18 protein-coding genes are annotated in these 24,214 nt (G+C 50.6%); 4 read left to right on the plus strand and 14 right to left on the minus strand.

Annotation, left to right across the window (positions count from 1 at the left end; translation table 11 throughout):
- Positions 1–180: 180 nt before the first annotated feature.
- The gene (locus ABEW73_RS02180) at positions 181–1,944 is read right to left on the minus strand and encodes a glycerol-3-phosphate dehydrogenase/oxidase (protein WP_430171848.1); all 1,764 of its coding nucleotides are present in this window, start codon (positions 1,942–1,944) and stop codon (positions 181–183) included.
- A gap of 326 nt (positions 1,945–2,270) precedes the next feature.
- On the minus strand, positions 2,271–3,128 hold the full coding sequence (locus tag ABEW73_RS02185; protein WP_430171850.1) for a helix-turn-helix domain-containing protein: 858 nt from the start codon (positions 3,126–3,128) through the stop codon (positions 2,271–2,273).
- A 126-nt stretch (positions 3,129–3,254) separates the two neighbouring features.
- Between ABEW73_RS02185 and ABEW73_RS02190 the strand changes: the two genes are divergently transcribed.
- Genes ABEW73_RS02190 through ABEW73_RS02200 form a run of 3 tightly spaced genes read left to right on the plus strand, consistent with a single transcriptional unit; the run spans position 3,255 to position 6,113 of the window.
- Entirely contained in the window at positions 3,255–4,313 is a 1,059-nt protein-coding gene (locus tag ABEW73_RS02190) for a Gfo/Idh/MocA family protein (RefSeq protein ID WP_430171852.1), read from the plus strand.
- The gene (locus ABEW73_RS02195) at positions 4,310–5,167 is read left to right on the plus strand and encodes a sugar phosphate isomerase/epimerase family protein (RefSeq protein WP_430171854.1); all 858 of its coding nucleotides are present in this window, start codon (positions 4,310–4,312) and stop codon (positions 5,165–5,167) included. The genes ABEW73_RS02190 and ABEW73_RS02195 overlap by 4 nt, the downstream gene beginning before the upstream one ends.
- Positions 5,168–5,216: 49 nt before the next feature.
- Positions 5,217–6,113 (plus strand): sugar phosphate isomerase/epimerase family protein, encoded by an 897-nt coding sequence (locus ABEW73_RS02200; RefSeq protein WP_430171855.1) that lies wholly within the window; start codon positions 5,217–5,219, stop codon positions 6,111–6,113.
- Between the two features lie 348 nt (positions 6,114–6,461).
- Here ABEW73_RS02200 and ABEW73_RS02205 read toward each other — a convergent pair whose 3' ends face one another.
- Both ABEW73_RS02205 and ABEW73_RS02210 read right to left on the minus strand, forming a co-directional pair.
- Positions 6,462–7,493, minus strand: a complete 1,032-nt coding sequence (locus ABEW73_RS02205) for a Gfo/Idh/MocA family protein (protein ID WP_430171857.1) — start codon at positions 7,491–7,493, stop codon at positions 6,462–6,464.
- Positions 7,494–7,516: 23 nt separating this feature from the next.
- Positions 7,517–8,404, minus strand: coding sequence for a sugar phosphate isomerase/epimerase family protein (locus ABEW73_RS02210; protein WP_430171860.1), 888 nt, complete (start codon positions 8,402–8,404; stop codon positions 7,517–7,519).
- 219 nt (positions 8,405–8,623) lie between these two features.
- Here ABEW73_RS02210 and ABEW73_RS02215 point away from each other — a divergent pair, with 219 nt between their 5' ends.
- A complete protein-coding gene (locus ABEW73_RS02215) occupies positions 8,624–9,529 on the plus strand; it encodes an AraC family transcriptional regulator (RefSeq protein WP_430171862.1) in 906 nt (301 codons plus the stop codon).
- On the opposite strand, the gene ABEW73_RS02220 is transcribed toward ABEW73_RS02215, so the two are convergent.
- From ABEW73_RS02220 to ABEW73_RS02265, 10 genes are all read right to left on the minus strand, one after another.
- Positions 9,515–10,720 (minus strand): aminotransferase class I/II-fold pyridoxal phosphate-dependent enzyme, encoded by a 1,206-nt coding sequence (locus ABEW73_RS02220; protein ID WP_430171864.1) that lies wholly within the window; start codon positions 10,718–10,720, stop codon positions 9,515–9,517. The two genes, ABEW73_RS02215 and ABEW73_RS02220, sit on opposite strands and share 15 nt — an antisense overlap.
- A 6-nt stretch (positions 10,721–10,726) precedes the next feature.
- Complete coding sequence (locus tag ABEW73_RS02225; RefSeq protein ID WP_430171866.1) at positions 10,727–11,644, minus strand: D-alanine--D-alanine ligase; 918 nt, start codon at positions 11,642–11,644, stop codon at positions 10,727–10,729.
- A gap of 411 nt (positions 11,645–12,055) precedes the next feature.
- Positions 12,056–13,510 carry a PLP-dependent aminotransferase family protein gene (locus tag ABEW73_RS02230; protein ID WP_430171868.1) on the minus strand — a complete coding sequence of 485 codons (1,455 nt, stop codon included), beginning with the start codon at positions 13,508–13,510 and terminating at the stop codon, positions 12,056–12,058.
- A 449-nt stretch (positions 13,511–13,959) separates the two neighbouring features.
- Complete coding sequence (locus ABEW73_RS02235; RefSeq protein ID WP_430171870.1) at positions 13,960–15,624, minus strand: DUF4091 domain-containing protein; 1,665 nt, start codon at positions 15,622–15,624, stop codon at positions 13,960–13,962.
- Positions 15,625–15,800: 176 nt separating this feature from the next.
- Positions 15,801–17,225 carry an alpha-L-fucosidase gene (locus ABEW73_RS02240; RefSeq protein WP_430171872.1) on the minus strand — a complete coding sequence of 475 codons (1,425 nt, stop codon included), beginning with the start codon at positions 17,223–17,225 and terminating at the stop codon, positions 15,801–15,803.
- A 20-nt stretch (positions 17,226–17,245) separates the two neighbouring features.
- On the minus strand, positions 17,246–18,874 hold the full coding sequence (locus ABEW73_RS02245; protein WP_430171874.1) for an ABC transporter substrate-binding protein: 1,629 nt from the start codon (positions 18,872–18,874) through the stop codon (positions 17,246–17,248).
- 138 nt (positions 18,875–19,012) lie between these two features.
- Positions 19,013–19,909 carry a carbohydrate ABC transporter permease gene (locus tag ABEW73_RS02250; protein WP_430171876.1) on the minus strand — a complete coding sequence of 299 codons (897 nt, stop codon included), beginning with the start codon at positions 19,907–19,909 and terminating at the stop codon, positions 19,013–19,015.
- A 10-nt stretch (positions 19,910–19,919) separates the two neighbouring features.
- Complete coding sequence (locus tag ABEW73_RS02255) at positions 19,920–20,891, minus strand: ABC transporter permease (RefSeq protein ID WP_430172235.1); 972 nt, start codon at positions 20,889–20,891, stop codon at positions 19,920–19,922.
- 343 nt (positions 20,892–21,234) lie between these two features.
- Positions 21,235–23,481: a helix-turn-helix domain-containing protein gene (locus ABEW73_RS02260; protein ID WP_430171878.1), complete on the minus strand. Its 2,247-nt coding sequence runs from the start codon at positions 23,479–23,481 to the stop codon at positions 21,235–21,237.
- Positions 23,482–23,701: 220 nt separating this feature from the next.
- Positions 23,702–24,211, minus strand: a complete 510-nt coding sequence (locus tag ABEW73_RS02265) for a DUF4188 domain-containing protein (RefSeq protein WP_430171880.1) — start codon at positions 24,209–24,211, stop codon at positions 23,702–23,704.
- Positions 24,212–24,214: the final 3 nt, after the last annotated feature.

Below are 24,214 nucleotides of genomic sequence, written 5' to 3' on the forward strand. Positions count from 1 at the left end.
TCCACGCGGATACAAAAAAATGAGAAGCACTTTGCATTGAAAAAGCCTTCATTCATGACAAATGAAAGATTCTCGTTATGCAAAGGGCTTCTCATCATCTCTGCCCAGCTCTATAACTTTATATGGTTATACTACATCCACATTTTACATTTGACAAGATGCTCCTGATAAATACGATTCCTATCGATTCATCGCCGACACGGCGGAGGAATGCTCGGCTTCTTCGTCGGAGCGCGGTCCTGTGAGGGCTTCCCGATCCGGCAGATCCGTAAACCGTTCCATCCTGCTGCCTTCCGCCACTCCCCATGCCAATTGCAATTGATCCTGCAGCAGCTCCCATTGCCTGTTGACTTCTTCATGATTCCATTCTAAATATTCACGCATGATTCTCATCACGAAAGCAAGGGTCCGCTCGGTTTTTTGCCGGTCGAATAATATCCAGCCTGTTCTTCTTAACAGAAAATCCACGGCGGTCATCGTCATCTCATATTCGATGGAATACTCGATTTCCGCGAGTAATAATCGAAGTTCGATCGAGTCTGCTTCCTGCGAAGAGGCACCGATCCGGTTCATAATTTCCACCGTATTGGAGCCGTACCTGTTCATGAGGCTCACGATGTCTTCGGGCCTGATGTCGAGGGATTCACCCTGCTTGATTAACTTGTTCTGAACCTCCTCATAGGTGAGGCCGTTCAGGTCGCCTCCGCTAATGGGAACCCGATCCGTCGTACACGGAGGATAGATAGTGCCATCGGCGTCTTGAAGCTGTCTGGCTGCAAGATTCACGACCTTTTCAGCCATTTTCCGAAATCCGGTCAGCTTTCCGCCTGCAATGGTGATCAATCCGGAATCGGATATAAACATTTCATCTTTTCTCGATATTTCCGAAGGGCCCTTTCCTTCCTCGCGGACGAGTGGCCGTAACCCCGACCATCCGGATTCGATATCCTCCGGCCTCAGCCTTGATTCCGGGAAAGCATGATTCACCGCATCGATAAGATATCGCCGATCCTCCTCGGTAATACCGGGCGTCTCAATCGCACCCTCATAAACGGTATCGGTCGTTCCGATGTAGGTCTTGCCCGCTCTTGGAATGACAAAAACCATTCTGCCACCCGGCACATCGAAGTAAGCAGCCTGCTGAATGGGAAGCTTGGTGTGATCCACCACCAGGTGAACGCCTTTCGTTAAGAGCAGCCGCTTTCCCTTGAGCGAATTATCCTTGAGCCTGACCTGATCCACCCATGGCCCGGCGGCATTGATGATTTTTTTGGCGCATACCGTATAGGTCTTACCACTTACTTGGTCTTCTACGTGAGCTCCTACTACTTTTCCTCCTCGATACATGAATTCCTGGACTTTGGCATAATTCGCGATGAGCGCTCCCTTGGCCCTTGCAGACTTCATCACTTCAACCGTTAATCGCGCATCATCGGTTCGGTATTCATAATAATAACCGGAACCTTTCAATCCCTCCTTTCGAAAGAGCGGTTCAAGGGTTAGGGTGCTCTCGCGCCGGAACATCTTCCGCCGTTCATTGCGTTTGACCCCCGCCAACCAGTCGTACAGATACAACCCGATCGCGCTGGCAAGATAACCATAAGTGCCTTTTTTATAAATAGGGAGCAGCATGGGAATCGGCTCCACCAGATGCGGAGCGCTCCGGTGAAGCAGTGCCTGTTCAGAACCCACCTCGCGTACCAAGCCGATCTCTCCTTGCTTCAAATACCGAAGACCGCCATGAATCAGCTTCGTTGATCTGCAACTCGTTCCCGAAGCAAAATCATTCATTTCCACCAATCCGACGCTCATCCCTCTACAGCTGGCGTCCCAAGCAATTCCCGCACCCGTGATACCGCCGCCAATCACCAGCACATCCAGCTTTTTGGCCGACATGTCCTGCAAATATTGGGTCCGCATCTTGGCGGATAAGCTTGTGTCCACCTGACATTCTCCTCTCTAAATATATAATGAAGAACCTATTCCATAATAAGAAAAACGTCTATCGACGTACTTTATCTGAAGACAGACCGCATTTAGCGGAAGTTCTTCTTGCGAGATAAGGATGCTAAGCCTCGGATGTTTATACTTTCTTATCTTCAAAAAAAGAACCGCTTATGCTTAGAATACATACCGAATACAGTACGCATTTAAGCAAAAGGGTTCTCCGTTATCTCCGCCACTTTATGCAATAAATATGATTATTCATTATAGGTTGCTTTTATACTTATGTCTACATGGAGCCTATTCAGAACCGTTAAAGCCCATTCTCACTTTTTCCGTAAAGCCGATGGAGCCATACTTTTATATTTTTTGAAGGTTCGGCTGAAATAATAAATATCATTAAATCCGGTTGCAGCCGCGATTTCGGATACGGTAAGCGGACTTTCACGAAGGAGATAATCCGCCCGGTTGAGCCTCGTCTCATTCACATACTCCGTCACGGTCCGGCCGCTGATCTCCTTGAACAAGCGGCTGAAATGAAAGCGGCTGAGACCAGCCATCCCGGATAGGAGCTCCACTGATAAATCCTCCCGGTAATGCTCCTCGATATACTTGAATATCGGGGCAAAGCGCTCCACATTCTTCATCCGCTCGACGTATTCATCCAGGGTAAGAACCGTCGCTACATAACCTCGTACAAGCAGCGTAAGCAGCCGATACAGCTCTGATTTAACAGCCAACTCATAACCGAATTCCCGCTGCTGCAGCTCATGAATGATGGACAACATGGAGGCTAGCGCATCATCCCCGCTAATTCGATTCTCGAAGATTAGCCGGTTCTGGGTGATGGGTGTGATGAATTTCATCTCGGTTGCATCCAGCGAATGGCTCTGAAGCAGCGAAAAGTCCGCGATTAACGCATAATAAAACAAATGATCCGATAGGCTGACGCCATAATGCAGCTCATTCCGGTTAATGACGATCATATCGCCTTCCTTGACCGTGAAGGTGGACGAGCCGCACTCCAGACTCGCTTCCCCAGATACAATATATAGAATTTCAAGATGTTCATGCCAATGATGGTTAAACAAAACCTGTCCCCGGCCATCAAACACGCAACGATGGACCTTAATCGGAAACTGAGGATCCGGCATGGTCATCGGTTCTTGAAGTGTTTTGTCCAATGTTCTGATCTCCTCCCAGTAAGACAGCACAATTGTACAAACAAACAGCACGGTTTATCATGGTGTCTTCCTCTAAAAGCATTATAATACGAAAGTGTAATGCAGTAAATTCAGAGGAGTGAACTCATGAAATCTATTAATGTTGGCGTCATTGGCACGGGATCGATCTCTGCTATGCATTTGCAATCCTATCAAAAACATGCGAACGCGAATTTGCTCGCCGTCTGCGATTTAAATGAAGAAAGAGCACAGCGTGCAGCTGAACAATACGGTGCTACCAAAGTCTACACCGATTATAACGAACTTCTGGCTGATCCGGACATTGATGCAGTAAGCATCTGTACCTGGAACAATACACATGCCGAAATCAGTATTGCGGCACTGAATGCAGGCAAACACGTTCTGGTTGAGAAACCTCTCTGCCGTACCGTTGAGGAAGCGCTTCAAGTACAGGAAGCCGTTAAATCCTCCGGCAAGCTGCTTCAGGTCGGTTTCGTAAGACGTTATGACCCTAACGCTCAAATGCTCCGCGAGTTTGCAGACAAGGGTGAATTCGGAGAAATCTATTTCGCGAAGGCTTCCTCCGTTCGTCGTCTCGGCAATCCAGGCGGCTGGTTCTCTGATATTGAGCGTTCCGGCGGCGGACCTCTCATCGATATCGGCGTGCATGTCATTGATCTGTGCTGGTACATGATGGGTCGCCCTAAACCAGTTTCTGTCAGCGCCAATACATACCGGAAGCTGGGCAATCGCTCTAACGTTCGCAACCTCTCCTTCTACAAAGCGGCTGACTATGACGCGGAGAAGAACACGGTTGAGGATATGGCGAATGCGATGATCCGTTTTGAAAACGGCGCCTCTATACTGGTGGACGTCAGCTTCACGCTGCACGCTAAGGAAAATCTGCAATCCGTTAAATTATATGGAGACAAGGGCGGCTTTGAGATTGATCCTGAAGTGGTCATCGTCACGGAGAAACACGATACCATCATCAACATTCAGCCTCAGACAGACAGTACAGGATTCGCTTTCGACGCGGCTTTCCAAAGCGAAGTCGATCATTTCATTTCCAGCATCGAGAACGGCACATCACCTCTCAGCCCAGTAGAAGACGGCGTTGAGATCATGAAGATTCTGTGCGGGATCTATGAATCCGCCGAAAAAGGAGTTGAAGTTCTCCTATGAAACTTGGAATAAGCTCGTACAGCCTGTACCAGGCCATGAACAAAGGCGAAATGACCATTACCGATGTCATCGACTACGTTGCAGAAATCGGCGGAGAGCATATCGAGATCGTTCCGCTCGGCTTTAACCTGAAGGAAACGCCGGAGTTGATCGATACGATTAAATCCCATGCCGCTTCCAAAGGGCTTGAAATCTCCAACTATGCCATCGGCGCCAATTTTGCGGAATTGGATGACGCTGCATATGAAGCGGAGATTGAACGAGTTAAAAGTGAAGTGGACATTGCGGCTGCGCTTGGCGTTAAGCTGATGCGTCATGACGTAGCCTCTTCCAAAGACTTGTCCATCAAGCATTTCCTGGAGGAACTTCCCCGTCTAGCCAATGCATGTCGGATCATTGCCGATTACGCGGCTGAACGCGGCATTACCACAAGCGTGGAGAACCATGGCTATTTCATTCAACATAGCGACCGTGTAAAAGCGCTGGTTCAGACCGTAAATCACCCTAACTTCAAAACAACCCTGGATATCGGAAACTTCCTCTGTGCAGATGAGGTATCCACTGTGGCTGTCGCGAACAACATCGGCTTGGCTTCGATGGTTCACTTCAAGGACTTCTATTATCGCCCGGCTCACCGCGCACCTGGATCCGGTTGGTTTAACACCTCCAGCGGCAACTGGCTGCGTGGCGCGATTGTCGGCCAAGGCGATATCGATATGCCGGAAGTCGTTCGCATCGTGAAGGAATCCGGTTATGACGGCTACATCTCGATTGAATTCGAGGGGCTGGAAGATTGCCGCACGGGTGCCAAGTTTGGATTGGAATATGTCCGTAAAGCCTGGAATGAAGTTTAAGTCAGACGGACGATGGATAACACAAGGATGATACAAGGGGGATATTAGGATGTCGAAACCTATCATGCCTAACAAAATTGGCGTTATTGTTGACAGCTTTCGAGTAGGAGTAAGAGATGGCCTTCTTAAAGCCCGGGAAGTCGGTGCAGACGGCGTTCAGATCTATGCCATTCATGGCGAAATGGATCCAGCCAACCTCTCTGCTTCGGCACGTAAAGAATTGAAGGATTACATCGATTCACTGGGACTTGAAATCTCCGCTCTCGTTGGTGACCTTGGCGGACACGGCTTCCAGGACCCTGCCGAAAATGCGGCTAAAATCGAGAAATCCAAACGAATCATGGAGCTCGGCTTGGAGCTGGGAACCAATATCATCACCACGCATATCGGTATCGTGCCGCAAGATCATAACAGCCGCGTATATGAAACGATGCATAAAGCTTGTCTGGAGCTTAGCACATTCGCGAAGTCGATGAACGCCTTCTTTGCCATCGAGACAGGTCCGGAGCCTTCGGCTCATTTGAAATCATTCCTGGACGGTCTCGGTTCCAACGGTGTGTCCGTTAACTTTGATCCAGCCAATATGGTCATGGTCACTGGAGACGATCCGGTACAGGGTGTGTACAATCTGAAGGATTATATCGTTCATACGCACGCGAAGGACGGAATCAAGCTTGCTGACTATATCGATCCTCGTGATGTATACGGTGATTTCGGATACGAAGCACCTGCGCTTGACCATGACAAAATTGCCGATATGGCGGAATCCGGCGAGAAGTTCCGTGAGGTACCGCTTGGTGAAGGCGGCGTTAACTGGAACGCTTACTTGCAAGCTCTCAAAGATATTGGCTATACGGGGTATCTGACAATCGAACGTGAAGTGAAAGCCAATCCGGAAGCGGATATCAAGCTCGCCGTGGACTTCTTGAAAACATTCAGAGCTTAACATTTACACACTCATTTAGAGTTTTTGCTGTAGCATGTCAATGCTTATTGCTTTGATAGATGCAGTGAACTTATGAACTTATGAACTGAACAAGGCCAATCAGGTTACTCCCTGGTTGGCCTTGTTTATATTATTCTACCTATATAAGTTGAACTAAAGATTCTCAGCCCGAGCATCACTACGAATACGGATTATTCTTCCGATCGCTGTTGCCCCCAGATTTCTATCAATCCATTAAAAATGGTTGAAATCCGGGTGCAAAGGCGACCGCTACCGCTTCTCCAGAATAATTCCGCCTTCTCCGTTGAGGTTCCTCTTTTCATTAATTCAATCTATATAGTAAGTAAATTAGGATACTACCTGTTTCCCAGATACCGTCTCCAAAGCGCCGTTCGCTCTCGCGGAACGAATCTCGGCTTCAATAATTTCCAGCGATCCGGCAGCGCTTTCTGGCGTACATACCGTTACCGGCTTTCCTTGCGCAACATGGCCAATGAAATACCGGAGTTCACGGTAATAGCCGGAATCCTCGGACAGCTCAGCCGTAAAGCCTGGAGCGTCTTCAGGGTACACCGTCAGTTCATTATTCTCGAACACCAGCGTAGCCTCTTCCAGATTCACCCGATACCCCATATAAAAACCGTGCTCGCCGTGCAATGTCCAATCCGCATGTGCGTTAATTACTTTGCCATCCGGGAAACTGTAGTGGGTGGATACGATATCGTACGAGCTTCCTTTAATAATCGTTTTAGCAAATGTCGATACCCGCTCCGGCTTGCCCATGAGATAGTGGATCATATCCACGTCATGCACGTGCATGTCCGTGATACAGCCACCGCTCTTGTCTCCTTCCAGGAACCAACCTTGCGGCGGCTCCGATCCCCGGAAGAATTCGCCTGCAACGATGCTTCCATAACGGCCGTCCTCCACACATTCTTTCAAATATTCATAGGCTGGCCAGAAACGCAGGCATTGTCCGATCATGAGCGTTTTTCCTGTGCGCTCCGCTGTTTTCACCATGCGCCAGGCTTCCTCCGAGCTGCCTGCGACAGGTTTCTCGCACATGACGTGAATGCCCTTCTCCAGCAGCATGCAGGACATGTCCGCGTGCAAATATGTCGGCAGGCATACATCCACTATATCCAGCTCTTCATTCTCCAGCATTTTGTCCACATGGTCATAAAGATGATAAGGCTCCAGGTCGTATACATCCCGCTCGGTTGCCATATTGCCGTTGGCTTTGCTGTCCTTAAGCTCATCAATACGCAGATCGCAAATCGCCACCAGCTGGATGTCCGCACCCTCTTCGGCTAGTCGAACATAATTGTCGAAATGCATGCGGCCCATAAAACCAAATCCCAATATTCCGATTTTCAGCATTCTCATTCCCTCCGTATCCCTTATTATGATTGGCCTTGATGCTGGCGTGCATCCGGCTTGCGCAAAGATGGCGTACGTCCAAGAATCGCATCCATTGCATTGGATGTATTAAATATGATCTGCTCCGAATAGTGGGTATACGCCGGGATCATCTCTGCCGTGACATAGTTGTCATAGCCAATCAAGCGCAGCGCTTCAACAACGGCCGGATAATTAACGTCCCCTGCCAACAGGTCGACAAAACCGTGCAATCCGCCTGCCTGTCTGCGGTAATCTTTGAAATGGACTTTTTTGATCCGCTCACCCAAAATCCGAATCCAGTGCTCCGGATAACCGTTATGCACAACATTACCTACGTCGAAATAGGAGCCGACATATTCGGAACCGATCTCATCAATGAAGGTCCGCAATTCCAGCGGTGACAGCAGGAATTTATTCCATACATTCTCGAGCGCGATGGCAACGCCGGCGCTTTCCGCGTAAGGAACCAGCTTACGAATGGATTCTTGAGCCCGCTCGTAGGCATATTCGTAGTCAATGACTGCTGAACCGGGAACGAAATCGACCCCGACCGCCCCTGGGATCACAAGTATGGCATCCACTCCAAATGCAGACGCGAGTTCCAGCTGCTTCTTGCAAATATCCATGGCCTTCTCACGGACAGCCGGGTCATCACTTGTCATCGGGTATTCCCAATACAAACCTGTCGCCAAACCCGCGATATCCAGGTCCGCTTCTTTCAGCTGTGCCGCTATGGCCTGTACTTCCTTGTCACCAGCCTGAAGTCCGAGCTCCCCTGTTTCGTTTAATGACAATTCGATTCCTTCAAACCCAGCTTCTTTTGCCAATTGGATGCAGTCGGAGATGGAAGCATCCCCCGGGAACGACCAGATATTAATCCCTTTCTTCATCGTGAATCCCTCCTAAAATCAATAGGTTGATGTTGTAACACTCGTTTTCTGAAACGCATCATTTGACTTTTTCCGTCAAGTTGTAAATAAACCATTCGGATGTAATAATACTTATATAATAAATAAATATTCCGCCAAATGCTTTAGATAGAAAAGTGATTATTTGGACAATTCCGTTCTATTCATCATCTCTTAATAACATTTTGGAGTGAGTTTACGATGGCCGATATGGACCTCGATTTTCCGATAAAACGCGAAGCGCCTTTTAGGGAATGGTCACCCTGCATTCACTATGCGCAGTTTCAACGCATGGCGACGGGATCACTCCCGCAGCGCAGATTATACGATTTTGAGCTGCTCTATGTATACCAAGGGGAAGCTGCTACCACGATGTACGGGAACCGCTATCACATCGAAGCGGGTCAGCTGATCTTTCTGCCGTCCGGTATTTACCACCAGAATGAGGTAGTTTCCCATCCTGACGCGCGGTTTCTGGGGATTCATTTTGATTTCTTTGATGAGCTGGACATACAGACCGAAGCGGATATGATCGTAAATGAGGCCGTGCTGGATACGGATAAATTCGCGCATGAAGCGGTGTCCTCCGCTTTTCCCCCGCTATCTTCCCGCGTCATCTACACGCCACCATTGCCTTGCGTGCAGATGATGGAACGAATCGTGGAGGAATTCACCCTGCGTCCCGCCGGCTATGAGCTTGCCTGCAAAGGGCTGATGCTGGATGCGCTGGTTCAATTGCTTCGGACGCATCCTTCCCAAGCCTTGACGGAAACGTCACCGCACGATGCCAAACTGATTGAACTGATGTCTCAAATCGAAAAAACTCCAGCCAAAGACTGGAGCAACAAAGTGATTGCGGAGCATTTGATGTTAAGCCCGGATCATACCGCCAAATTGTTCAAACGCTTTGCGGGGATGCCGCCAAGTGAATTCGTGCAATCCGTTCGTCACCGAGAAGCACGTCGGCTTCTCCGGGAATCCGACATCTCGATCGAGGCGGTTGGCGAAGGGGTCGGATACCCGGATATTCATTATTTTAGCCGAATCTTCCGCAGACTGGAGGGAATTACCGCTACCGATTACCGTAAACTCTCAAGAATTCTGTAAGGTGGGCAGACCACGGTCAGTACTTGCATGCGTTCGAAGCCAGCGCTCCATTCGATCGAGCGCTTCGCTCAATTGATCGGACGAAGCGGCATACGAGCAGCGAATAAAGCCTTCGCCCCCGGCACCGAACACATAACCGGGTACAACAGCGACTTTTGCCTCCCGAAGCAATCGTTCCGCAAACTGCTGCGAGCCCAGGCCGGTGCCGCTTATGCTGGGGAATGCATAGAAAGCACCCTGAGGATCGCGGCAGCTTAGGCCGATATCGGTCAGACCTTGCACAAACATCCTTCTGCGTTCATCATAAGCCTGCTTCATCACGTCCCGATCCCCGAGTCCATTCCTTAAACATTCGAGAGCCGCAATCTGCCCCATGATGGGTGCACAGAGCGCAGTATACTGATGAATCTTGACCATAGCGCTCACCAAGTGGGAATCGCCGCAGAGGTAACCGACCCGCCAGCCCGTCATGGCAAAGGCTTTGGAAAATCCACCGATGACGATGGTGCGCTCCCGCATCCGAGGCAGCGAAGCAATACTGGTATGCGTGCGGCCATAGGTAAGCTCGGCATACATCTCGTCTGAAATCACCACCAAATTGTGCGTAACCGCAAGGTGCGCAATCGGCAGCCAATCCTCATAGGTCATCACGGCGCCTGTCGGATTGCTTGGAAAGTTAACAACGATCGCTTTCGTCCGAGGGGTAATCGCCTTCTGCAGCGCATCCGCAGTCAATTTGAAGTTATGTTCTGCGGAAAGCTCCAGTTCGACGACAGTTCCTCCGTTCAATTGCACAAGAGGGGCATAAGCGACATATCCCGGCACGGGAATAATAATTTCATCTCCCGGCGAAATGAGCGCTCGCAGCGTAAGATCAATCGCTTCGCTGCCGCCAACCGTGACCAGTATCTCTCTGGACGGCTCGTATTGCAGCTGGAATCCGGTATCCAGATATTCCGCAATCCCTTCCCTTAGCTCCATTAGCCCTTCATTCGGCGTATACATCGTGCGGCCATGTTCCAGAGCTCGTTTACAGGCCTCAATCGCACATGAAGGCGTCACAAAATCCGGTTCCCCCACGCCGAGAGAAATGACATCATCGTCCGCTTCCGCCGCATTAAAAAATTGCCGGATGCCGGAAGGCGGCATGACTTGCACCGTTGATGTTAGAAAGCTGCTCGTTGTATTCATATCCCTCTACTCCTTGCCTTCGCTTTTTCGTTCCGATAATGAAGTTTCAATGATGGCATCCAGAAGCCCGCTGAACGAATAACCCGCCGCTTCCGCGCTTCTTGGCAGCAGACTGTTCTTGGTTAAACCCGGAAGCGTATTGACCTCCAAAATATAAGGAGTCTCTTCCTTCAGGATGATATCGATTCGGGCATACACACTGCACTTCAGCGCCTTATAGCATTGAAGCGCTGCTGCGCGCACCCGCTGCTGAAGTTCGGCAGGAAGCTCAATCACTTGCTCATCCGCCTCGCCTTCTTCGTATTTGGAGATATAATCGAAAAACTCGGCGTTCGGCTTGATGGACACAATCGGGAGCATCTCACCGTTCAAGACCGGGCAGGTAATCTCTTCTCCCTCGATCATTTGCTCGATCATCACGGAGCGGTCCCACCGCAATGCCTCTTCGACGGCAGAGGCAAGGGCTGCCGTATCACGCACGATCCGAGTGCCAACACTGGACCCGCCTGCATTCGGCTTCACCACGACAGGAAATCCGAGTCCCTCCACGTCAGCGGCGGCCAACTCCTCCGTACTGCTGACCATGATCCAATCGGCTGTAATCAATCCCTCGTACCGCAGTAGCTTCTTGCTCAGGTCTTTATCCATGCAGACGCTGCTGGAGAGAACGCCGCTGCCTGTATACGGAATGCCCAGGGAGTCGAGTGTGCCTTGCACCGTCCCGTCTTCCCCGTATTGCCCGTGCAGGGCGAGCAAAGCAATATCGATGCCTTTCGTTTTGCTGATCAGCTCGCGTTTATCGTTAATCTCGATCGGATAAACCTCGTAGCGGCTTTTATCCAGATGAGCGATCATCTCTTTGCCAGTCATTAGCGAAACTTCACGCTCGGATGATACGCCTCCCATGATGACGCCAACCTTCATGATGTAGACCTCCTAAAAGTTTTGTGACACCTCTCCGCATGCTCCGCCTTCACCGTTGCAGTCAGAGGTCCGACTTCCTTGCAAGCTGATCATCACTACGCATGCGGATTATTCTTCCGATCTCTGTTGCCCTCAGATTTCCACTGATTGAATATTCTTTTGTTGAAATCCGACGGCAAAGGAGAACGCTGCGCTTCTACAGAATCATTCCGCCTTCTCCGTTGAAGTCAAAAGTTCTTTTTCTCAGACCAACTTCCTTGCAAGCTGATCACCACTACGCATGCGGATTATTCTTCCGATCTCTGTTGCCCTCAGATTTCCGCTGATTGAATATTCATTTGTTGAAATCCGACGACAAAGGAGAACGCTGCGCTTCTACACAATAATTCCGCCTTCTCCGTTGTAGCTTTATTACACCAGCTTTCTGGCCGCCTCGCCGATGATGCGGATTCCCTTCTCGATGTTCTCGTCGGAGACGCGGGAGAATCCGAGGCGCATGGTGTGATGGCCGCCGCCATCGGTATAGAAAATGTCGCCCGGCGTGAACACCACACCCTGAGTCGAGCAGGCTTCTAGCAGTTCCCGGGTCCGGAAGTCGGGACCGAATTCAACGAACAGGTGAAGCCCGCCGTCGCCGGACAACCGCTCCATCGGAATCCACTCCTCGCAGCAGCGGATCGCCAGCTCATATTTTCGCTTGTACTCGGCCTTCGCCCTCTTTAAATATTTCTCGAAGTTGCCGTTGTACAGATATTGAAAGAGCAGGGATTGATCCAGGGTCGACGTATGAATGCTGCGGGCGCGTTTCACGCTCTCCAGATAATGAATCAGAGTCTTGTCAGCTAACACCCATCCGACTCGCAAGCCGGGAAATAGGATTTTGGAGAAGCTGCCCAAATAGATCACGCTGTTGTTCTCGCCGCCTGCACATGCAACGAGAGGCGCGATGTGCGAGCCCGAATAGCGCAGCTCTTCGTTGAAACCATCTTCGATAACGGGAATTTCGTACTCATTCAGCAGCCGGAGCGCTTCCAGCCTCTTCTGGTGAGACATTACGATTCCTGTAGGATTATGATAGGAAGGCACAAGGTACGCCATGTCGTACGTCCGCTCCGACAGCTCGCGTGCAAGCCCCGTCAGGCTAATGCCGTCTTGCTCCATCTCGACGCCGGTAATGGCGTACCCGTGCATTTTAAAATTTTTAATAGCTGTATGATGGGTAGGATTCTCGCACAGAATGCGGCCATGCCCTTTGTTCAAGGCGGATAGCACCAGACTTAATCCTTCCGTAAAACCGCTGGTGATCAGCATATCCTTACCCTGAATGTTCACGCCCTTGTTCTCCATATAACGGAGGAGGTAATCAATAAGCGGTTTATAGCCCTTGGCGTAACCGTAGTTTAGAAGTACATCACCTTCAAGCGACATCCGGTCCAGGAATGCCCGTTTAACATTTTGCAGATCGAACAGCTTCTCGTCGGGAGCGATGCTTGTAAAAGATATGGAGCCCTTCTCAGCGCGGATGCCGTGTTTCATCAGATCATTCTCTTCCGCAAGCCTGGCGTATTCGTTCAGACGAGGACCCCAGTCCAGCCGTTTACCTTCGGGCTGCATGGATGCCCCGCTGATCGAAGGGACAACAAAATGCCCTTGCCCTTTAACCGCGTAGATATAACCTTCATCCTCCAAATCCGAGTAAGCACTCAGGACCGTATTACGGCCTACCCGAAACAGCGCGCTTAGCTCGCGCGTGGAGGGGAGCTTCTGATCGGCTTGCAGCGCCCCGGTCGTCATCAAGCGCTTCATGTAATCTTTAACTTGAATGTACGCCGGACGATCATCCGCCAACTTGAAATCCAAATACATCGTTCTTACCCCCTTGCTCTTATGATGGCATAAATTCGGCGGTACCACTAGAACCACAGCAGGCCTCTTTCGCCTCGGGCGTGGTTTGCCGGTGACAGGCCGACTTTTTATATCAAACAACCTTGGCCAATTCTTTGGATTTAACAGGATTTAAGTGTCCATTAACAGAACTATACCATCTTGACACGAATGCAAAGGAGATTATGATGGTGAACCTTCCAAGAATTGTAATCAGCAATCTTAATTCCATGATAAACGACCACCTCCGATCAGGGAAACCAACAGGCTCTTGCACAAGCAAGCGTAGAATCATGGAAAGAAACCATTCGTTTCTTCAAGCGCGTATTATGTAAATAAAATAAAGGTCTCACATTCCTATAACGGGAATGCGAGACCTTCTTATACAGAGTTCTATGCCGCCAAGATTTAGTTTGTACTCACCAGCCCGCTTACTTCACAACCAAACTTTCCTTGATCTTATCGTTGATCCACTGCCGCTTCGACAGCAGCCATTCCTGCTCCCTCGGATACGTCTTAAAGGTGATTGGCTCGGCAAGCCCTTCCTCCAGCGCCTGCAGCACGGCCTCTCTGCCGATCTGCGTCTCCAGCAACTGAAGCGCTCTCAAATCTTGAAGCGCTTCCAGGAATACCTTCAGCCGAATGGATTCGATCGGACCATCTTCACCAGGGTATACCACAAAAGCATCCCCGGAAGGAAAGCCGCAATCCGCATCCGTCACCTTGAACGGATCAATGGCGCGTTTTGAGTATTGCGAATTCCAAAAATTGTATCCCCAGTGGAGAAATCCCTCGATGTTAAACTTATACAGCTGAATCCCGATGATCCGGTTTCTTGCCGAAGGCAAATTGAAGAAACGGTTGGACACTTCCTTGTACTGGGAACAGCAATAATAGGTCCACAGTGACGCTACCTGTTGATCCAGAAAAGGCTCAATGTGATTGCTGGCCGGAATCGGACGCTTCACCAGCCCCTGCTCATAGAACGAAATATCGGAGAGCGCGTCAATGATCGGGTAATCCGGCAGCAGCTCGTTCATCAACCGGCTTGCATGACCGTATGCCTCCAGATGGGACTCGGACGGCTCATCGGATACATGAAAATAGCATCGCTGTTCAAGTCCCCGGCTTTCAATCCAACCGGTCAGCGCCGGTATGAATTGTCTGATGAAGGCATGATACTCTTCTCCGGTCGCATCCGTCTCCCATCCGAACAGCTTCTCAGGCTTTCCGTTCACGTTAGCCATAATCTTCGGCGCATGCCCGGCTCCCCACTGGGTGAAAAGATGCGAGAATTCCAGATACTGAATTCCATTAGAATCACACAGGTCTGCCCAGCGGTCCAGTTTATCAAACCCAAACGCATACGCTCCAGCCTGGGTTACAGCGACATCAACCAGCTGCACCGTTGGCCGTTCTCCGCCCACTTCCGTATCCAGCGGAGGCGTAAACAATGGGGTCAGGATCATATTGATGCCATGCTGAGCGGCGGTCCGCATAAATTGACCAATCAACGTCCAATGCCGTTCACTAAATATCCCCACCTCGTAGTAGTTCGCCAGGCAATCGGCATGGAACCATTCCGTATGAATCAGCGTCTGGTCCGGCAAGGTTGTCGGAATCACTTCCAGCGTGAACACCTCTTCTCCAAGCGACTCCCCTGACTCCGCTTCAAAACGGATCCAGATTTCATATGTACCGCCCTTGATCTCACCCTCAGGCTGTACCGTAATCCATAGACTTCTCCACTGGTTCGGGCATCCGGTTATAACAGGCTCTGATGCCAGAGGCAGCAAAGGGTCCGGATACAGCCCGGGCGCAGCTCTTAAGATAAACTCGTCATGATCATGATACGTAGGCATCTCCGATGGAACCAGGCCTACAGAACGGACGGTAATCCGCTCGCTCAACTCAGATTGCAGATGAACGCGGATGTTTTTCAACAAGCGATTGGAACGGTAAGCAACTTGAAACGAGTACGTCTCATTGCCAAACGACGACCCTCTGTCATACGAGGCTTGGGATAGTTCTTCATCGGCAAATACTTTGGACAAAGAGCTCAACAGCCGGGTCTCAAATGATACGGAATGACTCATGCAGGTTACACCTCTCTACAATGAAATGGGATACTTTCACGTACATCTTACACTAATCTGGATGAAACGGAAGGTGAATTTTGCGTTTCCGAAAAAAAGGAGCCACCGCTCCTTTGCGGTGGCCGCCTTATTATGGCTCTATACAGGAATTCCGCGAAGATGCTAGAATTCTCCCATCAATCCTGCGAGCTACGGTATACTTCAAAGCCGGACAGACGCGGACACCGTCTCGATTCCAAAATGGTAAGCCTGATATATTGAGCCCGTACAGCGGGAAAGCGGCAAATGCGTTTGCGCCCGATCACCGTCCCAGATTGGATCGCATGCCAGTTCCCATTTTCCATATATTCAAGCTCGAAGCGCTCGATCCGCTGCCCGTACCGGTATTCAGCCAATACGATATGATCGAAATCAATCGCTCGCCCGAAGTCCAACTCAATCACCGCGTATTCCGTACCGTCCTCTGGGCTCCAATACGTATCCTTGCTGCCATCCACCATATTACGAGCGTCCCGCCCTGCCTTCGTCTCGGATGCCGTAACATCCGCATCAGCAGCCAGGTTGGATTCGAATGTATTTCGAATGGCGTCACCCAGTTCCTGCAGCCGCTGCAAATCAACCTCATGAACGAGTCCACGGGTATCCGGAGGAATATTGAGCAGAAATGTGGCATTGCCGCCAACCGAGCCGTAGTAAATATGCAGCAATTCCTCCAGTGATCGGACCTTATCGTCTTCAGACGCATGGTAGAACCATCCGGGACGGATCGACGTGTTGACTTCGGCCGGATACCATACTAACTCTTTCTCGCCCTGAATGACGCTTCGGCTGCCGAGATCCTCTTCGCTCGATTCATAGCGGCGTGCAAATGCCCGATCATCCGTTTGCTGCGACTTTTCCTGGATTGCTTCATTCTGGCGCAGCGAAGCGGGAACGACGCTCCACTCCGACTCCCTGCAATGCCCCGCTTCATTCCCGCACCAGCGAATATCCGGTCCGCATACCGAGATGGCGGCATTCGGCTGCAGCTCCCGAATCAGAGCATAGTACGCTTCCCAATCGTATTCCTGGCGCTTGCCGTTCGGGCCTTCGCCGCAGGCACCATCGAACCAGACGCAGAATATCTCGCCGTAGCCGGTCAGCAATTCTCTTAATTGGTTCAGGAAAAATTGATTATACCTCGGCGAGTCGCCGTACGACGGTTCATGCCGGTCCCAAGGGGATAAATAGATTCCAAACTTGATCCCCCCTCTCCTGCAGGCATCGGCAACCTCCTTCACCACATCCCCGAGTCCGTTTCGCCAAGGGCTGCTCTTCACGGAATGCTCCGTATATTGACTCGGCCATAAACAGAAACCGTCATGATGCTTGCAGGTGAGAATCAAGCCGCGCATGCCGGCGCTGACACAAGCGCTCACCCACTGATCCGCGTCCAGCTCCTCCGGATTGAACAGCGCAGGGTCTTCTTTTCCCGTACCCCATTCCATATCCGTGAACGTATTGATGGTAAAATGAAAGAAAGCGTAGAACTCCATCTCCTGGACGGCTAATTGACGTTCCGAGGGCTTAATATTGGCAGCGTATTCAATGAAATTGTGCAAGCGATAAACCTCCCATCCCTCTATCCTTGGTTGTCTAATGCTTTCTGATGAATCTCCAGATACTTATCCAACTGCAGTCCCTTAAATCCGCTGACATAGGCATCCCAGTCCTTCTCGATATCCTTGCTGCCGGTTACGAATTGGGCCAGATTCGATTTCACGTAATCCTGAATCGTCTTCTGAATCTGCGCGATGAAGGTGGCGTCTTTCGGATCGATAAATACATCCGTCGGGTACACCAACTCCGGTTTGGCAAAAGGCTCGTATTTCTTTGCAGCCAGCCACAAGCGATACTCGTAAGCTCCGTTGCCGAGCGGATCTTTCGGAGCGACAAACGATTCGCGAAGGGAGTTCACCATCAGCATGGTGCCGAGCTGCCACCAGGTTACGTCAAGCGATCCCTCCGGTACATCCCGTTTCAACGCTTCGTATTCGGCCGGTTCGCCATTATAATCAAGCGCCCCGGACTCCGCCTTCCGCCATCCATCTCCTTCAAAGCCCCAGGAGGTCATCACGGTGCCTTCTTCGGAGAATAGGTAGTCCGCCAGTTTGATCGCCGCGATCCGCTGCTCCTCCGTCGCTTTGTTCGTAATGACAAACGATCCGTCGCCTGCTCCGACGCTATAACCTGCAAGCTGTACCCCGTTCGGTCCTTTCAGCGGGGGAACGACGTCGTATTCCTTATGGCGGGGCTTAGCGTCGGTTGGTTCCAGCACGCTGCTGATCAGCGCATAACCCACGGCGCCGACCACATTGTCCGCTTTGTTCCCGAGCTGCTTGACGGCATCGCCGTTTTGGGTAAACGCTCCTTTGTCGATCAGTCCTTCACTGTACAGTTTGTTGAGATATTTTAAACCTTCCTTCCACTCGGGCTCAGCCGCGGACAATATCACCTTGCCATCCTTCACGCTTAAATAGGTCGTACCATTGTTATATATAAAAGCATTCATCAAAAAGGCGTCAACTCCTCCTCCCCACACATCGAGCGAAGTGGTCATCGGGATCTCGTCGGCCTTGCCATTGCCGTTCGGGTCCTTCTCTTTAAAGGCTTTAAGCACCTCATAGAACTCATCGGTTGTGGTTGGCATCTCTAGGCCTAACTTCTCAAGCCAAGTGGTATTGATCCACATCCGCTGGCCATACGTGCAGTGCAGGCACTGGTTCACCTTCGGAAGCGCATATATATTGCCGTCCGGTGCCGTCGTGGCGGATTTCAAATAGGAAACTTCCTCCAATGCCTTTTTAATGTTCGGTGCATGCTGTTCGATTAAATCATTCAAGGGAATAAAGGCCCCCTGCATTCCGTACTTGATCTGATCGGCCTTGGATATGCCGGCATTCATAATAAGCGCCGGGTAGTCCCCGCTGGCCAACATCAGCAGTTTCTTGTCGTTGAATACCGCGTCAGGCGTCGTATTCCACTTAAATGTTAGCCCCAGCTTCTCTTCGATATGCTTGGAGAACGGATTGACGTCGAGACTCTCGATGCCGGCGGACTGAGGAGCGAATACCGATAGCTCAACGGGTGCCCCTGACCCCGAAGGACTTGCCGCACCATCAGTTCCTGTTTCACTCGTCTTGCCGCAAGCGGATAGAGCCAGCACTGCCACGAGAACCAGACTTAAACCTAATCCAGTGAACCTTTTCAAATCAATTCCTCCCTAATATGGAATACCTGCCCGTACTTCGTAAGCGAAACCGTATGTTTGCATAAACCCCCTATATGTCCGAACATCGGAATTACCCTATTCTATAGTGTCGGCCTCACCTCCTTCACGGAATTTGATTCACCCTTTCAAGGACCCGATCATTACGCCTTTCACAAAATACTTCTGCACAAACGGGTAAATGATCAATACCGGGGCGCTTGCCACCACGATCAACGAATACTTCAGCAAATCCTTCAGCCCTTCACGGACAAGCAGTTCATTCACGTTTGTCACCATCTCGGCGCTCACGGAATTCAGGATCAGAATATCCCTCAGGAAGATCTGAAGCGGAAGCAGGCTGCTGTCCTTCAAATAAATCAGGGCGTTGAAATAGGAATTCCAATGGCCGACGGCATACATGAGCGCGAGCACGGCCAGGATCGGCTTCGATAGCGGAAGGACGATTTTAAGGAAAAAGGTAATGTCGCTGCTGCCGTCCATCTCCGCCGCTTCGGCCAGTTCCTCCGGGATCGTCGTCTGAAAAAAGGTTCTGGCGATAATGACCTGAAACACGGCTAACGCACCCGGTATGATCATGGCCCAGCGCGTGTCGAGCATGCCAAGCGACTTCACGAGCAAATAGTTCGGAATGAGCCCGCCGTCAAAAAACATCGTGAACACCAGCAGCATCATGATGATGTTGCGAACGTAAAATGTTTTGCGGGCCAGCGGATAGGCAAGCATCACGGTGAATGCGACATTCACGATCGTGCCGACCACAGCATAAAACAATGAGTTGCCAAACCCGATCAGAATGTTGGAATTCTGGAATACCGCTTTGTAGCCGATCAGCGTTACATCCACCGGCCACAGCCACACTTTGCCCGACGAGACCGCGCCCGGGGAGCTAAAGGATGCGCTTACAATATGCAGCAGCGGAAACAGAATGACGATCAGTACGACGGATAAAAACAAATACACGATACCAAGGAAAATCCGGTCTGCAGTGGACTCCCGTACGGTTGATCTGCTCATGCGATTCCTCCTACCATAGACTTGTGGATGAGACTTTTCGGGATACGTAATTGACGATGACCAACAGAATGAAATTGATAATGGAATTGAACAGGCCTATGGCGGCGGAGAAGCTGAAATTGGCTCCGAGCAGGCCGACCTTGTACACATAGGTGGAGATGACTTCGGACGTGTTCTGATTGAGCGGGTTTTGCATGAGATAAATTTTTTCAAAGCCCAGGCTCATCAGGTTGCCCAGATTCAATATGAGCAAAATGACGATGACCGGAAACAAGCTGGGGATATCGATATAGATGATTTTTTGAAGCCGGGTTGCTCCGTCCACTCTTGCCGCTTCGTACAGATCGGGATTGACTCCCGCCAAAGCCGCAATATAGATGATCGCTCCGTAACCGGTGAACTGCCACACGTCGGACCAGACATAGATTGACTTGAACAGTTCCGGCACGCCGAGAAAATCAACGGTCTCAAGCCCAAGCGCCCGAAACAGATTGCTCATCAGCCCCGTGTTGGGCGAGAGGTTCACGATTAGAATCGAAACGATGACCACCGTTGATATGAAGTACGGCGCGTATGTCACCATCTGGACGGTTTTCTTGAAGCGGCCGTTCCTGATTTCATTCAGTGCCAGCGCCAACAGAATAGGTGCAGGGAAACCGACCAGCAGGCCGTACAGGGAAATCTCGAGCGTGTTGCGGACATACTGCCAGAAGAACGGAGCGTCGAACAATTGCTTGAAATAATCGAACCCTACCCAAGGACTGCCGAATATCCCCTGTACGACGTTGTATTCCTTGAATGCAATCAAGACGCCGAACATGGGAACGTATTTGAAGAGGATGATGTAGACTAACGGGAAGAACACGAGCAGATAGAACTGCCAGTGCTTCATCAGCTTCTTCCTGGTTCGGTTCATGGACTTGTTCGGCGGTAGATTCGTTGGTGCCTGTGCATCTGCAGGTACTGTAATTGCGCTGCTCATACGAGCCAATGGGGTCACCCTCCTTCGCTTTGTGTTGATCCCAAGTCTAGTGCGGACGACTCCATCCGATCAATAAACAAGATTCTCCGAATCAACGTATTTCCTCGAGCAGAGGAAACTTCAGAGCCGGCAGGCCGTGAGGGCCGATAAACCTTTTTCCGCCGCTAAACCTATCTCCGTTCACAGCAAAAAAGCCCACGGGAAGGCATCCGCAGGACTATCTGCTTGTTTCAAGTATGCATGAAGCCGTCAGAAAGACTCTCCTACTTGATTCAGTGTGCATGAAGCAGCCAGAAGGACTCTCTACTTGTTTCAGTGTGCATGAAGCTGTCAGAAGAATCCGTTAGTTCCCGTAATTCTGCTGCTTATAAGTTGCGTGCTCACGGTAATCCCCTGGCGACATTCCCATCAGCTTTTTAAACATCCGGCCAAACGAGATGACATTGGAATACCCGACTTCGGTCGCGATATCCTGTACGGGCAGCAGGGTCTCTTCCAGCAATTTCCGGGCATGGTTCATCCGCAGCTCAATTAAATAATCCACGAATTTCTGGCCGGTCTCCTCCCGGAACAGCTTGCTCAGCGTCTTCCAGTTCATATTGAAGCGTTCGCTTAAATAATTGAGGGACAGATCCGGGTTGCTCGAGTTCTGCTCCATAAACAAGCGCACCTTCTGAATCGTGTCCGCATGATTTCGGCCCTCCTTGAGAGCGAGCATGCTGTCATACAGAGCGGACAAAGCCTCCCCGAACTCCTGTTCCAGCTGCTCCAGCGTATCGGACGATTGGAGCGCATTCCGTAAAGCAGGCTGTCCCTCTGTCATCCACAAATCCTGAAATTCTTTTGCCATGCACGACATTTCGCGTCCCAGCGAGTACATCATATAATCCGCCAGGTTCACCACGCCGTCCCGGTCCAGCATGTTTTGACCAATGTTATGGATGAGGGCATTGTATTTCACCTGCCAATCCCTGTTGACGAGCCGGAAGGATTGAGCCATTGAACGGATGAGGTTCAAGAAATCAAAGGCATGGCCCCTCTCCTCCCCGGATACTTGGGCGTAATGAATGATTCGGTTCTCGCCGAGGATCATTTTGTATTTCAATGCGGTGAGGGCCTGCTTATAGGATTCCGGGATATCCGTATATCGCTCCGCTTTCTCTCCCATTCCAACGGTTATGGTCAGCTTCAGATGCTGCTCCACCCATTGGCGGGCCTGCTCAAGCAGCGTGACCACATGCTGTGCTGCGTCCTGTTCATCTGCCATCGTCATCACTCCCAGCTTCGAAGCAGATATCCATTCCGTCCAAACACTCGTTATCTGCCCGGCTGTAATTTCTTGAACGACACTTTTGAGGGCAAATTTGATCAAATACTGGTCCTGCTGCGGGTACTGCTCGCAGAACAATGGATATTTATCGATTTCGATGACGTTGACGATCTGTGATTGGGACAAGTCCGGCAGTCCTATGGCATCGCGCTGCTCGTTCCACTGCTCCATATGGGACGGGTACTGCCCCTCCATCAGCTGTTGAAACAGATGCGCTTTGCGCAGCAGCAAATCCTCCCGATGCTGCTGTTGAAAGCTGCTCGCCTGTTCCAGCATACTCTCCAGGGCCGATTCGATAAATGCGAACTCATCCTGTTTACTGTTTTGGATCAGCGAGCTCGCTTTGGTCTGCGAATAGTTATGAATCCGGGACACGATGGCTTCAATCGGTTTATAGTTTCGGCGCGTAACCCATACGATCCAGACGATTCCGGCAACGCACATGAGAAGGCCGACCATAAACCAGACATTGTACAGCTGGCTGACGATACCAACCACTCTGCCTTGGGTAAGGCCTCCCTCATATACCCACCCGGTATATGGCGACACCACCTGAGAGACAAGCTCCCCACTCTCGGCCATTGAGGTGCCGGGGAGCATGGATCGCCCCTGTGTATCCTTCATATGAATGAAACTCACATCGGGATTAACCATGCCCTGAACCATGTTATGTATGGCGTCCACCTTGATATTAACGGCAATAAGACCTTTACCATGAGTAACGAAGGGCGCATCTCGTACCAGGGTTACCACATGCTGCATGCTGTTGAAGCTGAATTCCCGGAAATTCCGCACGGTACTCCACTTAGCCTCACTATTGACCTGGGCCAAGTAAGGCTTGAGAAAGTCATAATCCGCATAATCCTGCAAGTTCGATGAGGACGAAGTACTCAGGACGAACTCATCCTGGGTCCGCACGAGCACCATGGAATCCACCAGCGGATTGGTCACCTTGAACTGCTTCATGGCCTTCACCGCCTGCATGTTCAAATAGACATTGTCCTGATCCTCTTGATTGAAAAATCCCGACATATCGGGGTTGAACAGCAACTCCTGTACCAGCATCTGATCGATGGCCTTCAGCGAATTATCCACCGACCGCATCGCCTGCTGAATCATCGTCTCATTCGCCTGAATCGCACCCTGCCGCGACTGTTCGCCGAGCATTTGAAAAAAGACAAAAAACACAAAGGAAATTACGATAAAGAAGACCGGCATATACGACAAAAGCTGACGGTAAAACCACGCTTTTCTTCCCATAGGCATCCCCCTAAGCGAATCCTTATCTCTTCGTCGATTGAAAGTAATTTCATCATAGAAGAATGGACGGGGATTACCAACACTTTTTTGGAGCGCGGAAGAAAAACAAGTCTAAAGCATCACGACTTCCATAGTATTTACACGGCCCTTAACCTATGGTAATTATCCTTCACCTTAAGTTGCAGCAACTGGAGGGAGATCAGCCGCCGATAAGCCGGAACTACGGATTTGGAGGAGTGGGTACAGCCGGCTCTCCCTCGCGGCCAAGCCTCCGGCTTGCTGTTTCCCTGCGTCCCGTCGCGGGGACATGAGCTCCCGCTTTGGCCAAACCGAGCTTCGGCATATTGTTATACAGACATTCATACTGTCCTTCCGGAACCAGATAGGTTTCGTGGAATATCCCTACGTCCCCTCCCGTTCCAATCTTGCGGTTGAAATCCCGCCATGCCTTCAAGTGATTGGCTCCGTGACGGGCATAATGCTCCAGGTGTTCAAAGCTCCTCCAGTATTGAATGAGGGTAAGTCCCCGGCCGGAAAAATGATAGGTACCGTCCATGAAGCCGAGCTCCTCCTTGTTCCGGTACAGCTCCTGAAGCATCGGGGTCATGGCGTTCATGACAGGCAGCCACTTATGCACCGCCCACCATTTGTTAATCCGAAACCCGATCACGAATACAACAAAGGATCCTTCCATGTGTGCGGTATATCGACCTGGAATGACTTTGACCATACT

The sequence above is a fragment of the Paenibacillus lautus genome (genome assembly GCF_050482385.1).
GTDB classification, from domain to species: domain Bacteria; phylum Bacillota; class Bacilli; order Paenibacillales; family Paenibacillaceae; genus Paenibacillus_AQ; species Paenibacillus_AQ lautus_B.

Excerpts from the sequence above, each read along its gene's own strand:
- ABEW73_RS02190 (WP_430171852.1), top strand. The coding sequence starts at position 3,255 with ATGAAATCTATTAATGTTGGCGTCATTGGCACGGGATCGATCTCTGCT.
- ABEW73_RS02195 (WP_430171854.1), top strand. The coding sequence starts at position 4,310 with ATGAAACTTGGAATAAGCTCGTACAGCCTGTACCAGGCCATGAACAAA.
- ABEW73_RS02200 (WP_430171855.1), top strand. The coding sequence starts at position 5,217 with ATGTCGAAACCTATCATGCCTAACAAAATTGGCGTTATTGTTGACAGC.
- ABEW73_RS02205 (WP_430171857.1), bottom strand. The coding sequence starts at position 7,493 with ATGCTGAAAATCGGAATATTGGGATTTGGTTTTATGGGCCGCATGCAT.
- ABEW73_RS02210 (WP_430171860.1), bottom strand. The coding sequence starts at position 8,404 with ATGAAGAAAGGGATTAATATCTGGTCGTTCCCGGGGGATGCTTCCATC.
- ABEW73_RS02215 (WP_430171862.1), top strand. The coding sequence starts at position 8,624 with ATGGCCGATATGGACCTCGATTTTCCGATAAAACGCGAAGCGCCTTTT.
- ABEW73_RS02220 (WP_430171864.1), bottom strand. The coding sequence starts at position 10,720 with ATGAATACAACGAGCAGCTTTCTAACATCAACGGTGCAAGTCATGCCG.
- ABEW73_RS02225 (WP_430171866.1), bottom strand. The coding sequence starts at position 11,644 with ATGAAGGTTGGCGTCATCATGGGAGGCGTATCATCCGAGCGTGAAGTT.
- ABEW73_RS02230 (WP_430171868.1), bottom strand. The coding sequence starts at position 13,510 with ATGTATTTGGATTTCAAGTTGGCGGATGATCGTCCGGCGTACATTCAA.
- ABEW73_RS02235 (WP_430171870.1), bottom strand. The coding sequence starts at position 15,624 with ATGAGTCATTCCGTATCATTTGAGACCCGGCTGTTGAGCTCTTTGTCC.
- ABEW73_RS02250 (WP_430171876.1), bottom strand. The coding sequence starts at position 19,909 with ATGAGCAGATCAACCGTACGGGAGTCCACTGCAGACCGGATTTTCCTT.
- ABEW73_RS02255 (WP_430172235.1), bottom strand. The coding sequence starts at position 20,891 with ATGAGCAGCGCAATTACAGTACCTGCAGATGCACAGGCACCAACGAAT.
- ABEW73_RS02260 (WP_430171878.1), bottom strand. The coding sequence starts at position 23,481 with ATGGGAAGAAAAGCGTGGTTTTACCGTCAGCTTTTGTCGTATATGCCG.
- ABEW73_RS02265 (WP_430171880.1), bottom strand. The coding sequence starts at position 24,211 with ATGGTCAAAGTCATTCCAGGTCGATATACCGCACACATGGAAGGATCC.